This window comes from Thalassotalea euphylliae, from assembly GCF_003390375.1.
Classification (GTDB): Bacteria; Pseudomonadota; Gammaproteobacteria; order Enterobacterales; family Alteromonadaceae; genus Thalassotalea_F; species Thalassotalea_F euphylliae_A.
In genome coordinates this window covers 3,463,669-3,479,421 of the sequence record NZ_QUOT01000001.1, presented here as the reverse complement: position 1 = coordinate 3,479,421, position 15,753 = coordinate 3,463,669, and the positions used below count along the sequence as shown (strand labels likewise).

Below are 15,753 nucleotides of genomic sequence, written 5' to 3'. Positions count from 1 at the left end.
ACAATTTAGCAACAGCATACATTCCAATGTTTTTACATTTAACTTAAGAATTCCTAGCGCCTTTACTCTTCTTTCTAAGGATGATTATTCATATTAATTCCTTATCTTGTCATTCATTCAAATAAAGTTCTGCCATGTCATCTAACTTAGCTTTTACTTCCTTCCAATTAGGCATCACTTGCGTTAGCAAGCGCCAGAACTTGTCGCTGTGATTATGTTCAGCGATGTGGCAAAGCTCGTGCAAAATTACGTAATCAATGCATTCTTTTGGGGCTTTAACAAGGTGGGGGTTTAGCATCAAGTTGCCTTTTGTTGAGCAGCTTCCCCATTGTTTTTTCATCGTCATTATTCGAAAGCGCGGCAAGCCAGTTACCCATGACGCTTTGGGTAACATTGCTTGTAACCTCTCATGATAAATAGCGTCGGCCCGACGGGTGTACCACTTATTCAAAAGTGCTTTAATTTTAACCACCCGATCATCACTATCTTTTTTGAGGGTGACGGTTAATTTTCCTCGATGAAGCTTCACATTTGGTACTTGTTCACCGTCAACAATCACCTTTAAAACATAGCGTCTACCAAGATAAAACTGGGTTTCACCGCTAATGTATTGCCGTGGCATTACATACTCATGTTGAGCTGAAAACTCACTAATGCTTTCCCAGATCCATCGAGCACGCTTTAGCATTGCCTCTCGAATAGATTCCGGTGTCGCGTCATGCGGTACAGTTGCAACTACACGTTGGTCAGGGTGCACTTTGATGATGACTTTTCTTGCCTTTGACTTGGCATCATTTCTTTCAAAGGTACGGCGAATGATGTCATAGTTAATAACCTCATCACCGTACATAAATACGCCTTGCTCTTGCGTAGTTTTGTTTATTTCACTCATTTAAAACAACAATTTCACTATCATTGACGAGAAAGCCCTAATCGCGTGATCTTCAGTACCTCTTCAATAAGCTTTTGAGCATTCTCAATACCGAAGTCAGCGAATAGCATAGGTAGTAGTTTTACGCTAATAGCGTTTTCAATTTCACTTGGGTTAATTGAAAACTCTGCTACTGCGGTCTTAACTACTTCGTCAATGTCGAAGGCATATTTCACAAGTTTATCTTCATCAATATCACTGCCTGTGTGAGCGTCTTTTTCGAATAATTGTTTAAATAATCCAAAATATGCTTGGGCATGTTTGTTTAGCTTGCCGTCAGTATCAGTAAACTCACTCGGCATACCTTCTACTTTGCGCTCTTTAACCTCTTGCTCAAAGTCGGCAAATAGCATGTATTGCTTCACTGGCGCATCGAACATGGCCTTGGTTTCATCTATCGCTTTTTTGAGTAAGTTTGAGAAATATTCTTGCGCATAAGGATCATCAGCCAAATCTTGCTCGATCATTTTAGTGATACGGCCCGTGATCTTATCCGTTTGGTTTCGAGCTTCGTCGTCAGTTAGATCTTCAGGTTTCACATCTTTGCCTAAATTGCCAACTAGGTATGCACCATCAGGCTCTTTTACTTCAATGCCTGCAATATGCTTGTCTAACAACTGACGCACGTCTTCAGCATATTCGTCATAGTCTACGGTTTCATTAGCATCTTCACGTACTTGCTTACGCAAGTTAACGAACATTTTAAGCGTTTCTTTGTAGTGGTCGCGCTTATTATCAAAACTTTTATCATCGAAGAAAGTCGCTGACTGTAAAGCTACTTTCATACAATTAGAAAAGGCCGTTAACGCAGCATAAAACTCATCGCGCTTTTTAAGGTTTTTATCTAAAAGCTGACCTTGAACATCCTCAATCTTAGGTGCAAGTGCTTGACGTAATGCGGCATGATCTTTTTTGTTAGCAACACCATCAAAAATAGCCCACAGATCGTTGTACAAACCTGGTAGCTTTTTATATTCGGTATCCATTCGGTTATACAAACCTTTAAGATCATCAACATCAAAGCCATTTTGATTACGCTCAGCAAGTTCTTGATACTTCTCAATCGTCATATCAAGCTCTTTCAAAATTCCACGATAATCAATTAAGTAGCCGAATTGCTTCTTACTGTGTAAGCGGTTTACGCGAGCAATAGCTTGAATCAAGTTATGCTCTTTTAACGGCTTGTCGATATAAAGTACGGTATTTTTAGGCTCATCAAACCCAGTAAGAAGCTTATCTACAACAATCATGATGTCAGGGCCATCATCACGGCCATAGTCTTTGATTATTGCTTTAGTATATTCTTTCTCGTCCTGCCCATACATTTCGGCAACATTGTTCTTCCACCAGTTTTGAACAATATCTTTACTTTCTTGATCAACCGCCTCGTGCCCTTCACGCGTATCAGGAGGAGACATTGCAACAACTGATGTAACTTTACCTATTTTATCCAAAAGCTCCTTATAGCGAATTGCAGAGGCTTTAGAATCACATGCTAGTTGGCCTTTTAAACCTTGTTGCTTAAAGTTTTGGAAATGATCAGAAATATCGTGTGCAATTAGCTCAATTCGGCCTTCTGTTTGATAGATCTGACCTTTCTGAGAAAACTTCTTCTTTAAATCAGTTCTTTGTTTTTCCGTGAGCTTTTCTGTAATTCGGTCAAACCAGGCATCAATAGCTTTGTCATTCACATTAAGATCAGCAATACGCTCTTCATAAAGCAGCGGTGTTACCGTTTTATCTTCAACCGCTTGCTGCATAGTATAAGAGTGAATAATCGAGCCGAATTTGTTTTCAGTTTTATCGTCTTTAAGCAACGGCGTACCAGTGAAAGCAATAAACGCAGCTTTAGGTAAAGTTTGCAACATTCGAATGTTGTTCTCACCGTTCTGGCTACGGTGGCCTTCATCAACCAAAACCAAAATATTCGGACTATCGTTATAGCATTCATCATATTTAATTGCTGAACCAAACTTGTTAATAATTGAGAAGATAACTCGCTCATTACCTTTACCAATTTGCTCTGCAAGACGTTTGCCCGATGTTGCCATAGCATCTTTTTTATCGCGCTCGGTGAGTACACCACCTGAGGCAAAAGTGCGGCTTAACTGATCTTCAAGGTCAACTCGGTCAGTTACAATAATCACGCGACATTGTGAAAGTTCTCGTAACCAAATAAGTGCTTTTGATAAAAACACCATAGTAAATGACTTGCCACTTCCTGTGGTATGCCAAATTACACCACCGTTGCGTGCACCTGGGCGTTCGCCCGTTTCATCAAAGCTAGTAATACGCTCTATCAGTGCTTTAATGCCAAACACCTGCTGATAACGCGCCACTATTTTGCCAGCTTTTTGGTCAAACAAAGTGTATAAACGGGCCATTTCAAGAAGGCGGTCTGGTCTCAGTAAACTAACAATTAGCCTGTCTTGATCTGTCACCGCAAGGTCGCCTCCTGCCAATAAAGTTAAATACTCGTCTTTGGCTGCGGCTGGGCGGTGGTTGAAAATAGCATCCAATTGCTCGGTGCTTAAACCTGCATTTTTTAACCGAATAAACTCGGCTTCAATGATTTCTTCTTCTTTCCATTTCGCCCAAAATTTTTCAGGCGTGCCACAGGTGGCGTACAAGCCCTCATGTCCATTCACTGCGAGCAGTAATTGGCTGTAAGCAAACAGGTGTGGGATTTCTTTTTGGCCTTGATTTCGGATTTGTTGCGAGACCGCTTCGCTTAATGTTGATTTTCCTTCAGTTGAAGAGTCAGGACGCTTTGCTTCAATCACCACCCAAGGCAAGCCATTAACAAAACAAACAATATCGGGAATACGGTTTCCTGTGCCTTCACTGTTTTGCACCACCATTTCTTCAGTAAAATGGAAAAAGTTATTTGAAGGTGTTTGCCAATCGATAAGCTGAATGGTTGGTGATGCCTTCTTACCATCAACAAACTCAGTAACCCCAACGCCATACATCATGGCATTGTAGAGCTTTTCATTCGCACCTTTTAAGCCCTCGTTCATAGCAGGGCTGAGGTCATGCATTATTTTATCGATTGCAGCATCTGATAGCTTATGGTCTTTACCTGCAAACGGGAACGTTTGTTTGCTCAAAAACTCACGCATAACGGGCAACAACATCACTTGGCTTGTTGATTTTCCCGTTACAGAATTGCCTCTAACTTCTTCACAGCTACTAGGTGGTATAAACGAGTAACCAAGTTTACTAAGCAAGGTCAGCGCGGGAATTTTAGAGCTGAATTCTTCTTTAAAATTTGCGATTTCATTAGTCATTTGTCATGCACTCCTGAATAATTAAAAAGGAGTTGCTGGTTGTGAATTTTCATCCCACATTTCAGCAGCAGACTTTTCAATCTCAATGTATGATTTTGGAACCAAAGGTGTTCTAATCGGTGCCTGAGATTTATCCCACTCAAGGGTCGAACCTTGCTTATCTTTTCTTTTTAACTTTGAACCTGCTCCTAAACTCATAGAGAATAGATCCAAGAACCTTCTTGGGCCTACACCAATAAATGGTTCAAACGCAATCAAATTATTATCTTGTTGAGATGTATCAAATTCAGACCTCAATTGAATTGATTCTGAATGAAAGTCAAGTGCGCGACTTTTCGGATATGGCTCGACATAAACAACTCTTTTCATCCCGCCTGCAATGATATGCTTTGCACAGTTGTGACATGGAAAGGTTGTACAATAAAGGGTTGTACCAATTGTAGGTATGCCTGCTCGACTACATGATAATAAAGCATCCATCTCAGCGTGAACAACACGGCCAAATTCAGTTAAATCGGAAATCTTACTACCTTTTAAAACCTGCGTTAAATCAATTTCTTTATCGGCTTCTACCACTCCACCATCAAGTAGTTTTTTAGCTATTTCTTCTACAATTTCAGCTTGAGCTTGTTTATTCGAGTCACCATCTCTAGTGTAATCTTTTCCATCGGGGTGATCGTTTACTTCTCCTGTTTCAGGATCTGCCTCAGCCCAATATAACCCTCCGCCTGAACGAGGAACATCATTTGCGCCTGTTGCTATAATTTGATTATTTTGGCTAATAACAGCCCCTACTTGACGAGACAGGTCGCCAGAGCGCACTGAACTGTTAAACGCCATAAACATCGCAAACTCATCAAATGTTGGGTTTTTATATGGGTGTGAAAAAATGAGTTCCAAAAACCGCTGAAGTCGATTTTTAACATGGTCATCATTTTTGCCTAAGTTTAAGAAAAAATCAGATAGGTGGTAAGTATCTCTGGTTTTTTGACCATAACTAAAGCTTTCATCTTCGTCTATTTTTATTAATTCACTTGCCTGTTCTTGAGTGCAGCCTTTATCGGCAGTTAGGTATTTGTGTCGTCTTTTTTCATCAGCGTGAATACCTATTAAATAAAAACCGTCACCATATACTTTTCTTAGTAAATCTACTTCGCTAGGGTGCTTTAAAGAGTTAACAATATAAGCTTTTTTGGTTAGTTGACTGTCACGCTGTGTAGAAACTTGTTTAGTTACTCCCGCAGCCAAAATAGCATTATTTTCGGTTTCTTTGCGTAATTGATCACCTGAAGCCATATAATGCTTTATACGCTCATATTCATGAGCACTTTCATTAGAGAATGCAGGTAATATTCCTGAAACCCTAATTTCTTCAACGCTGTAGCCAAAGCCTTGTAATCTATCTTTCAAAGGATCGATGACTCGCTTCGATTCTGTTCCAACAGCGCTAACGATTCCAATAATTAACTCGCTATCATTGATCTTTGAGTTAAGGTATTTTCGTTCGATTGTGAGGTCGCTATCAGGTATATCCTGAGTTAATGAACTATCCGTATTTTGCGCGACAACAACTTCTTTCTGCTCAAATTGCTCTGGGTAAATCAAATGAGGAACTTGACTCACCAATTTTTCTTTATCAGTACCTCTGCCTTGAAATTGAATCGTGCCCGTAGACTCAAACCAATTTAATATGCCAGTGCCTAAACGGAGAACTTTTTTGTTTGACTGTGAGTCATCCCACTGACCGCTAAGCGAAGCAAGCTTACTTTGAAGTTCCTGAAATGTTCCTGTAAATTTTAGGCTCATAAATCCTCCTTAATTATTAACTTTTACTCTGCGCTTGCCCGTTAACAATTGCTGCATCAAAGCTTTTTTCTCTTGTTTTAAGTCAGCAAGTTGTTGTTCTAAAATCTGTATTTCTTTCTCAGCAGAGTTTAATACAGTAGCTATTTTTCGTTGCTCTTCTTTTGCTGGAATCTTTAATTTAATTCCTCTTAAAGCGTTTAAAGACAGAACCTTCTGTGATGTACCAACACTATGCTTCCCAAAAACACCTCGGAACTGCTCAAATAGTGCGATGAAAAATGAATTATTTCCTTTGGTAGAAAAAACAGGGTAGTAATGACTGATAATCCCATTTTCATTACTTTTAAAGAGATTGAAAGTGAAAAAACCGTCATCACTTCGAGAGCGATAAGTAATATGCTCAGGAGGAAGCACATGAAAACCGATATTATTTCTATCCGCTATCCTAGAGTTTCCGAAATACTCGTCTTGTGGTACTAAACCCGCTCTAGAAGAGGTGTAGACACGATGCTGATCTTGTTTTATGGATTTTTCTTTAAACTCGACAAGCCAATCAGATAATAAGGTATCTTCCCAATCACTCTCAAATGGTTTACCTGAATCATCAAGCAAACGCTTTTTGCCTGTCAGCAGTTGTTGCATCAGCGCTTTTTTCTGCTGCTTACTGTTGTCGATTAGGCACTCTGTGGTGCTTATCGCTTTATCCCAAGTGGATAGGATTTTAGCTATTTTGTGTTGTTCTTGAAGTGGCGGAATAGGAGCAGGCAGCTCTTGTATTTGTTTAGCAGACAAGTTAGCTTGCTTAGTTCCTCCGGGAATTGCATATAAACGCGATAACACTATTTCACTTCGCAATAAGTTCAGCAAAAAACCAGAGCTAGATTCATGCTTTGGTACAAATTTAATTACTCGCTGGTTTAACAGAGAGCAAGGGGCACCTTCAGGAATTTCAACGGTAAAACCATAATCCCTTTTACCCATAGTCCCTGTCATGGACATTACCAAGTCGTTTGGTTTAACGAGAAATCTTTCATATTCGTTTTTAAATGATTCAGGTAAATAAATAGGACTACGCTCAAAACTCAATGTGTTCTGGTAAAGGTTACCCATTCTTAATAGCGGAATACCTGTTTTAGTAAAGTCTGCACTCTTAAAAGCGTAACCCATAACAGTATCAGCAAGTTCGCTTATTACTCCAAGTTTCCAACCATTAGGCACCATAACCCAACTCCTTTAAATAGCCTTCCATTTCTGCTTCTAGAGTTTTTAGCTCATTCTGTAGTTGAACACGTTCATTCCGAACAGCCACTAAATCAATCTCAGCTTCTTCTTCAAAGGTATCAACATAACGCGGTATGTTAAGGTTGAAGTCGTTTTCTTTAACTTCATCAAATGTTGCTAAATAAGCGTATTTGTCAACGTTTTCACGGGCTTTGTAGGTGTCTATAATCTTTTGAATATTACCTTCAGTTAGCTGGTTTTGGTTTTTACCTGACTTAAACTCACGACTCGCATCAATAAACAATACATTGTTGTCAACTTTATGTTTTTTGAAGATAAGAATCGCCGCTGGAATACCAGTACCAAAAAATAGCTTTTCTGGTAAGCCAATCACTGCATCGAGTAAGTTTTCTTCAATAAGTTGTGTACGGATTTTGCCTTCAGATGATGCGCGGAATAGTACACCGTGTGGCACTACCACCCCCATGCGTCCTGACTCTGGCTTCAATGTTTCAATCATATGGCTGATAAACGCGTAGTCACCTTTGGTCTTAGGTGGCACACCACGGCGGAAACGACCAAACTCATCATTAGCCGCACCTTCAAAGCCCCATTTATCGAGTGAAAAAGGAGGGTTTGCAGTAACAATATCGAAGTGAAGTAAACCAGTACCTTCTTTGTCTAAAAGCATAGGGTGGCGAATGGTATCGCCCCATTCAATGCGGTGGTTATCTTCACCATGAAGAAACATATTCATTTTAGCGAGTGCCCAGGTAGAGCCGATAGCTTCTTGCCCGTATAGTGCGTACTTTTTAGAACCTGAGTTCTTGCGTACCATTGCGCCACACTTCATTAATAGTGAGCCTGAGCCACAAGCTGGATCGCAGATTTCATCCCCTTCTTTTGGCTCTAAAATAGCTGCCAATAAGTCTGATACTTCAGGTGGTGTATAGAACTCACCAGCCGACTTACCACTACCTGCGGCAAAGTGCTTAATTAGATATTCGTAGGCATTACCGATAATATCGAGTGAGCCAACACGACTTGGGCGTAAGTTAAGAATGTCTTTACCAAAGTCTTCTAGCAGGTGACGTAGAATGTCGTTCTTTTGCTTTTCTTGACCTAGCTTATCAGTGTTAAAGCTAATGTCTTGGAACACATTTTTTAGCTTAGTGCCGTTTGCTTCTTCAATAGCATGTAGTGCTTGGTCTATACGCTGGCCGTTACCAGCTTCGTGACGTTTCTCGTATAGATCCCAAAAGCTTGAGCCTGAAGGTAATACAAAGCGTTGCTTTGCCATCATTGCGTGAATTAGTTCAGGATTGTCTCCATATTGCTCTACAAGCTTGTCGTATTCATCTTGGTATACATCAGAGATATACTTTAAGAACAGCATGGTTAAGATGAAATCTTTATAAATAGAGGGGTCTACCGTGCCTCTAAAGGTATCGCAGGCAGCCCATACCGCCTTATTAATTTCGTCTTGATTTATTTGTGTCGTCGTCATCTTTTAAGTCCTTAATTTTAATTCTGTTTAGCCCTGATAATCAGAGCCTAATAATTCTTTAGCTATGCCTTGCATCTGTTTCGCTCTGTTCTCTATTAGAGCATTTAGCACCTGTTTTTCCTGTTTAACTTTGTTATCAAACTCGACGATAGCTCGCTGCTTTTCGATAGTTGGAATCACAAGTGGAGTTGCTTCTAATACAGCTCGCCTAATGCTCGTTTGTGCGCTTCCTTCAGCAGAGTTTGCAAAATACCGCTGGGCACCATCTTGATTTAGCTGCCAAGCTACAAATTCAGGTAACACTGATTTATCGGTTACTTGAATTAAAAAATAATGGGGTGCGCAAACCGTTGGTTTATTAATCTCGCCAACACAACCTGCTAAGTTACGACCACCACGAGCCGCAAACAGCACATCGCCTTTTTGTAACCAGTCAGGTGTTTTACGCCCCGTAATATTTGTGCGAATGAGTTGATGCCACTGTATGATCCCATCGTTATCAATATCCCTGATCTGTACCGCATAAGCGTTACCTTCCGTGTCTTCAGGTATCTTTCCCCTAAAAGGGTGGCCTGCTTTCACAATCGCAATATCAGATAATGTTTTATTCATTATTAATTGCACCATATAAATGATGCATTAAAGATAGCGAGGAATGATTATTAAGTCAACACTTAGTTTGCATCTTTTGGATGGTGCAATTTATTTGTGATCGAAATTGACTGTTTAGGAGGTATGTTTTTAGTAAAATTGTGTTGTATTGATTTTAGGAGTGGCGTAAATAGGAAATTTAAAGTGCACTGGTTTTATCTATTTCTGGCAGTAGTTCTGTTAATTCACATTCAAGTGCTTTTGCGATAGCGCATAACTTAATTACAGTTACGTTAACTGTACCTTTCTCAACTCTACTTAAATAACTCTGATCCAAGCCTGATTTAAATGATAATTCAGCTTGGCTTTGATCTTTGAAGACTCTCATCATCTTGATATTTTTACCTAATTTTTTCGCAAAATCGTCCATTGGATTGTCTCAAACACAAAAGATTAAATATCCCACATTGCGTTGTTTTACACGATTGCATATAATCCTAATCAATGCATATATGCATATTTGAGGTGTTTTTATTATATTTTTTGAGGTTTATGCATGGAAAAATTCGAACTAGACAAAACAGTCATCCAAATTTTGTCTATGCCCAACGTCAATCACTTCACTGCAACTGAAATTAGAACGGCATATATAGCAATAAAGCAAGATGCAGAACTTAACCCAACGGTATCCCGTCGTTTCGTTTATGAAGAGCTTTTAAAATTAACCCGAAGGGGTTGGTTAACAAGAAGTACAACCAAGAAGAAAGGTCTTACTCGTTACACCAAAAGCGACTTGTTTGATCACGCAATTTTAAAAGAAATGGTATCGCCAATTCCGTATGAAGAGGCGAGTGCGAGTTCACCTGTCAGTTACTCCCAAATGCTTCTTCAACGGTTAAATCAATATAATTCTGCGCTATTAGAAGGATTGGGTGCGGTAAAAGAGTATGTCGCTTTGAAAGATATATACCCTGATCAGCATGAAGATTTAAAAGGTCGTTACATGGCGGTTCAGGAGAACAACCATATCTTAAAAGGGAAGATTTCTGTTTTATACGAACTTATTAAATCAATAAAAGAGAACTAATAAATGAAACTAAGAAATTGGCAGTCGGAGTGCATTCACTCTGCAATTTCTAAATACAAATCAAGTAAGCACTTTCTAGCCCTTGCTACTCCAGGTGCTGGCAAAACCGTGATGGCCTCAGTCTTAGCTAAATTGATGTATGACCAAGGTGACATTGATCTTGTACTTTGCTTTTCTCCTTCTTCAATTGTAGTGGTATAACAAATTTGGCCACCTAGTTAGAGGTGGTATCATCACCTCATAAAATTGATTAGGTGACAAAATGACAAGAACAGGCAAACGTAATTTCACACCAGAATTTCGGTTAGAAGCTGCTCAATTAGTTGTTGATCAAGGTTATTCCGTTCGAGAAGCAGCAGAAGCGATGAGCGTTGGTAAGTCGACAATGGATAAGTGGGTGCGTCAGCTTCGTAATGAACGCAAAGGCATCACCAGCAAAGCCAGCCCAATGACACCAGAGCAGTGTAAGATTAAAGAGCTTGAGAAAAAGATAAAACGCATTGAATTAGAAAAGGAAATTCTAAAAAAGGCTACCGCTCTCTTGATGTCGGACTCGATGAACAATTTAAACTAATTAAACGACTCAAAGAGAGCTATGCGGAATTCACCATTTGCCAAACATTTAATGTTCATCGCAGTAGCTTTAAGTATTGGAATAAGCGCTCTAAGAAGCCGAATAGCAAGCAATTAAAAGAAATCGCTGTCGTTAAGCAAATCCACCGTGAAAGTAATGGCGCAGCGGGTTCTCGTACAATATCCACGATAGCGATAGACCGTGGCTATGATATTTCACGTTTCAGGGCGACAGGCTATATGAAACGTTTAGGCTTGGTGAGTTGCCAGTTACCGAAGCACCGTTATAGAAAAGTAAATCAAGAGCATGTGGCGATACCTAACCATCTCAATCAGCAGTTTGATGTGGTTAAGCCGAATCAGGTTTGGTGCGGTGATGTTACGTATATCTGGGTTGGCAATCGCTGGGCTTATTTAGCAGTTGTTATTGATTTATTTGCGAGAAAACCGATTGGTTGGGCAATGTCTCTATCGCCTGATACAGCATTGACGAGCAAAGCACTGATGATGGCTTATGAGATGCGTGGTAAGCCTAAAGGTGTGATGTTCCATAGCGACCAAGGGACGCATTACACCAGCCGAAGCTACCGTCAATTGCTATGGCGTTGTCAGATAAAGCAAAGCATGAGTCGCCGTGGTAATTGTTGGGATAATAGCCCGATGGAGCGATTCTTTAGAAGTTTAAAAACAGAATGGATACCCACAACGGGTTACCGTTCCTTTACTGAAGCTAGAGCTGAAATAACACACTATATTGTTGGTTATTACAGCTCAGTTAGGCCGCATCACTACAATGCTGGTTTAACCCCAAATGAGTCAGAGAAAAGATACTGGCTTGAATACAAAACCGTGGCCAATTTAAGTTGACCACTACACTTGATGTGCAAAGAGATCTAATATCGCGATAGCATGGATACTCAAGAGCGATCATTTCTGCCTTTTTGTGGCAAGAGCCCATTGCCTGTACGAATTGCACGGATGTAGGTGATTAGTACAACGCAAGGAGCAGTTGCCGAAGATTCAGGTGGTTCTACAACGCTATTGCCGCTAAAGTGTTTTGCCTATACGAAAAAGCCCCTGTCGTTAGACAGGGGCTTTTCTCAATTAAGTGCCTAGCGATGACCTACTCTCACATGGGACCTCCCACACTACCATCGGCGCAGTTGCATTTCACTTCTGAGTTCGGCATGGGGTCAGGTGGTTCTACAACGCTATTGTCGCTAGGCGAAGCTGTTATTTACCTGCTGCACAAGCAAGTAAATTCAATTCGGAATGCTGTATATATCATTTCAAGCACACGTTAGTACGTGAATTTCTTTATTCTGTCAGTCTTACAAACTCCATGGATGGAGTAAATCAGGTAACTGTCTGGAACAGTTACGTGAAAAACCATTTGGGTGTTGTATGGTTAAGCCTCACGGGCAATTAGTATCAGTTAGCTCAAGGCCTCACAACCCTTACACACCTGACCTATCAACGTCGTAGTCTCCAACGACCCTTCAGGGGACTTAAAGTCCCAGTGAGAACTCATCTCAAAGCCTGCTTCCCGCTTAGATGCTTTCAGCGGTTATCAGTTCCGAACGTAGCTACCCGGCAATGCTTCTGGCGAAACAACCGGAACACCAGAGGTTCGTCCACTCCGGTCCTCTCGTACTAGGAGCAGCCCTCTTCAATTCTCAAACGCCCACGGCAGATAGGGACCGAACTGTCTCACGACGTTCTAAACCCAGCTCGCGTACCACTTTAAATGGCGAACAGCCATACCCTTGGGACCGACTTCAGCCCCAGGATGTGATGAGCCGACATCGAGGTGCCAAACACCGCCGTCGATATGAACTCTTGGGCGGTATCAGCCTGTTATCCCCGGAGTACCTTTTATCCGTTGAGCGATGGCCCTTCCATACAGAACCACCGGATCACTATGACCTGCTTTCGCACCTGCTCGACGTGTCTGTCTCGCAGTTAAGCTGGCTTATGCCATTGCACTAACCGTACGATGTCCGACCGTACTTAGCCAACCTTCGTGCTCCTCCGTTACGCTTTGGGAGGAGACCGCCCCAGTCAAACTACCCACCAGACAGTGTCCCCAACCGAGATAATCGGCCTAGGTTAGAACATCACGCATACAAGGGTGGTATTTCAAGGTTGGCTCCACTCACACTGGCGTGCAAGTTTCAAAGCCTCCCACCTATCCTACACATGTAGGAGCAATGTTCACTGTCAAGCTATAGTAAAGGTTCACGGGGTCTTTCCGTCTAGCCGCGGGTATACGGCATCTTAACCGCAATTTCAATTTCACTGAGTCTCGGGTGGAGACAGTGTGGCCATGATTACGCCATTCGTGCAGGTCGGAACTTACCCGACAAGGAATTTCGCTACCTTAGGACCGTTATAGTTACGGCCGCCGTTTACCGGGGCTTCGATCATGAGCTTCGCAGAGCTAACCCAATCAATTAACCTTCCGGCACCGGGCAGGCGTCACACCGTATACGTCATCTTTCGATTTTGCACAGTGCTGTGTTTTTAATAAACAGTTCCAGCCACCTGGTTACTTCGACCGACCTCAGCTTAGGGAGCAAGTCCCATCACCAGAGCCGGCGTACCTTCTCCCGAAGTTACGGTACTATTTTGCCTAGTTCCTTCACCCGAGTTCTCTCAAGCGCCTTAGTATTCTCTACCTAACCACCTGTGTCGGTTTGGGGTACGGTTCCTTTATATCTATGCTTAGAAGCTTTTCCTGGAAGCAGGGCATCAACAACTTCAACTCCGTAGAGCCTCGTCTCGTATCTCAGCCTTAAGAACCCGGATTTGCCTAAGTTCTCAGCCTACATACTTTCACATGGACAACCAACGCCATGCTTGCTTAGCCTTCTCCGTCCCTCCATCGCAATATAAAGAAGTACAGAAATATTAATCTGTTTCCCATCGACTACACCTCTCGGTCTCGCCTTAGGGGCCGACTTACCCTGCCCTGATTAACATGGGACAGGAAACCTTGGTCTTTCGGCGAGGGGGTTTTTCACCCCCTTTATCGTTACTCATGTCAGCATTCGCACTTCTGATACCTCCAGCATGCTTCTCAACACACCTTCAACGGCTTACAGAACGCTCCCCTACCACTCAAACAAAGTTTGAATCCGCAGCTTCGGTGCATAGTTTAGCCCCGTTACATCTTCCGCGCAGACCGACTCGACTAGTGAGCTATTACGCTTTCTTTAAAGGATGGCTGCTTCTAAGCCAACCTCCTAGCTGTCTATGCCTTTCCACATCGTTTCCCACTTAACTATGACTTTGGGACCTTAGCTGGCGGTCTGGGTTGTTTCCCTCTTCACTACGGACGTTAGCACCCATAGTGTGTCTCCCGGATAGTACTCATTGGTATTCGGAGTTTGCAAAGGGTTGGTAAGTCGGGATGACCCCCTAGCCTTAACAGTGCTCTACCCCCAATGGTATTCGTCCGAGGCTCTACCTAAATAGATTTCGGGGAGAACCAGCTATCTCCCGGCTTGATTAGCCTTTCACTCCGACCCACAGGTCATCACCGCATTTTTCAACATACGTGTGTTCGGTCCTCCAGTTGGTGTTACCCAACCTTCAACCTGCCCATGGGTAGATCGCCGGGTTTCGGGTCTATACCCTGCAACTAAACGCGCAGTTAACACTCGCTTTCGCTACGGCTCCCCTAATCGGTTAACCTTGCTACAAAATATAAGTCGCTGACCCATTATACAAAAGGTACGCAGTCACACAGAACAAGTCCATGCTTCCACTGCTTGTACGTATACGGTTTCAGGTTCTATTTCACTCCCCTCACAGGGGTTCTTTTCGCCTTTCCCTCACGGTACTGGTTCACTATCGGTCAGTTAGGAGTATTTAGCCTTGGAGGATGGTCCCCCCATGTTCAGTCAACATTTCACGTGTGCCGACCTACTCGATTTCACTTATGTTTGTCTTCGTGTACGGGGCTATCACCCTGTATCGCCAAGCTTTCCAGCTTGTTCCACTAACGCCCATAAGCTTAAGGGCTAATTCCCGTTCGCTCGCCGCTACTAAGGAAATCTCGGTTGATTTCTTTTCCTCGGGGTACTTAGATGTTTCAGTTCTCCCGGTTCGCCTCATTAAGCTATGTATTCACTTAATGATAGTGGCTTATGCCACTGGGTTTCCCCATTCAGAAATCCTAGGTTATAACGGTTTTTATCACCTTACCTAGGCTTATCGCAGATTAACACGTCTTTCATCGCCTCTAACTGCCAAGGCATCCACCATATACGCTTAGTCACTTAACCATACAACCCCAAATAGTTTTCGTATTTAAGTCATCAAGAGACAAATCTTGATGCTAATGTATGACTGACATTTTCACGTACTCATTAACAATCCTTAAAAAAGAACAGTAATGGAGTATGCTTGAATTAGATTGAAATAAGATAAGGAAAAATCTTATTTCAGGTTTGGTTCATACAGCGCGACACTGTAATCACCATTCGAATATTTTTCTTATGTAAAACAAGAAGTATATTCGGGATATATATCAGCTTTCCAAATTGTTAAAGAACTCAATTTAAGGCACATTCGCTTAAATCGTGGTTTAAAAAACCAAATTAAATTTATCAGCATTCCGATACCTTTAATTTGGCTTCTCATTCTTTGTTAAGAAGTAGTGGTAGGTCTGGGCAGACTTGAACTGCCGACCTCACCCTTATCAGGGGTGCGCTCTAACCAGCTGAGCTACAGACCTATATCA

Annotated in this window: 10 protein-coding genes, 1 tRNA gene and 2 rRNA genes; 3 read left to right on the top strand and 10 right to left on the bottom strand. The window is 41.8% G+C overall.

Translation table 11 applies throughout. The annotated features are described in order from the left end of the window. Window positions 1–109: 109 nt before the first annotated feature. The 7 genes from DXX94_RS15265 to DXX94_RS15235 form a co-directional block, all read right to left on the bottom strand. A complete protein-coding gene (locus tag DXX94_RS15265) occupies window positions 110–892 on the bottom strand; it encodes a M48 family metallopeptidase (RefSeq protein ID WP_116017197.1) in 783 nt (260 codons plus the stop codon). Window positions 893–912: 20 nt separating this feature from the next. Then, window positions 913–4,221, bottom strand: coding sequence for a type I restriction endonuclease subunit R (locus tag DXX94_RS15260; RefSeq protein WP_116017195.1), 3,309 nt, complete (start codon window positions 4,219–4,221; stop codon window positions 913–915). A 21-nt stretch (window positions 4,222–4,242) separates the two neighbouring features. Further along, window positions 4,243–6,027 (bottom strand): anti-phage dCTP deaminase, encoded by a 1,785-nt coding sequence (locus DXX94_RS15255; RefSeq protein WP_116017193.1) that lies wholly within the window; start codon window positions 6,025–6,027, stop codon window positions 4,243–4,245. Window positions 6,028–6,036: 9 nt separating this feature from the next. Next, window positions 6,037–7,248, bottom strand: coding sequence for a restriction endonuclease subunit S (locus DXX94_RS15250; protein WP_116017191.1), 1,212 nt, complete (start codon window positions 7,246–7,248; stop codon window positions 6,037–6,039). Next, window positions 7,238–8,755, bottom strand: coding sequence for a type I restriction-modification system subunit M (locus DXX94_RS15245; protein ID WP_116017189.1), 1,518 nt, complete (start codon window positions 8,753–8,755; stop codon window positions 7,238–7,240). Before DXX94_RS15245 ends, DXX94_RS15250 begins: the two co-directional genes overlap by 11 nt. A 27-nt stretch (window positions 8,756–8,782) precedes the next feature. Beyond that, entirely contained in the window at window positions 8,783–9,367 is a 585-nt protein-coding gene (locus tag DXX94_RS15240; protein ID WP_181901571.1) for a restriction endonuclease subunit S, read from the bottom strand. A 178-nt stretch (window positions 9,368–9,545) separates the two neighbouring features. After that, window positions 9,546–9,776, bottom strand: coding sequence for a helix-turn-helix domain-containing protein (locus DXX94_RS15235; RefSeq protein ID WP_116017185.1), 231 nt, complete (start codon window positions 9,774–9,776; stop codon window positions 9,546–9,548). A 126-nt stretch (window positions 9,777–9,902) separates the two neighbouring features. On the opposite strand from DXX94_RS15235, the gene DXX94_RS15230 reads away from it, so the two are divergent. The 3 genes from DXX94_RS15230 (at window position 9,903) to DXX94_RS15220 (ending at window position 11,873) form a co-directional block, all read left to right on the top strand. Beyond that, window positions 9,903–10,433, top strand: coding sequence for a hypothetical protein (locus DXX94_RS15230; protein ID WP_116017184.1), 531 nt, complete (start codon window positions 9,903–9,905; stop codon window positions 10,431–10,433). A gap of 3 nt (window positions 10,434–10,436) precedes the next feature. Further along, entirely contained in the window at window positions 10,437–10,634 is a 198-nt protein-coding gene (locus DXX94_RS15225; protein WP_116017182.1) for a DEAD/DEAH box helicase family protein, read from the top strand. A gap of 61 nt (window positions 10,635–10,695) precedes the next feature. Further along, a protein-coding gene (locus DXX94_RS15220) for an IS3 family transposase (RefSeq protein ID WP_116016061.1) occupies window positions 10,696–11,873 on the top strand; the annotation gives its coding sequence in 2 pieces (ribosomal slippage) (window positions 10,696–10,963 and window positions 10,963–11,873; 1,179 coding nt in all). A 243-nt stretch (window positions 11,874–12,116) separates the two neighbouring features. Here DXX94_RS15220 and rrf read toward each other — a convergent pair. From rrf to DXX94_RS15205, 3 genes are all read right to left on the bottom strand, one after another. After that, window positions 12,117–12,231, bottom strand: a 5S ribosomal RNA gene (gene rrf, locus DXX94_RS15215). A gap of 179 nt (window positions 12,232–12,410) precedes the next feature. Further along, window positions 12,411–15,295 (bottom strand): 23S ribosomal RNA (locus tag DXX94_RS15210). Window positions 15,296–15,670: 375 nt separating this feature from the next. Beyond that, window positions 15,671–15,747, bottom strand: a tRNA-Ile gene (locus tag DXX94_RS15205). Window positions 15,748–15,753: the final 6 nt, after the last annotated feature.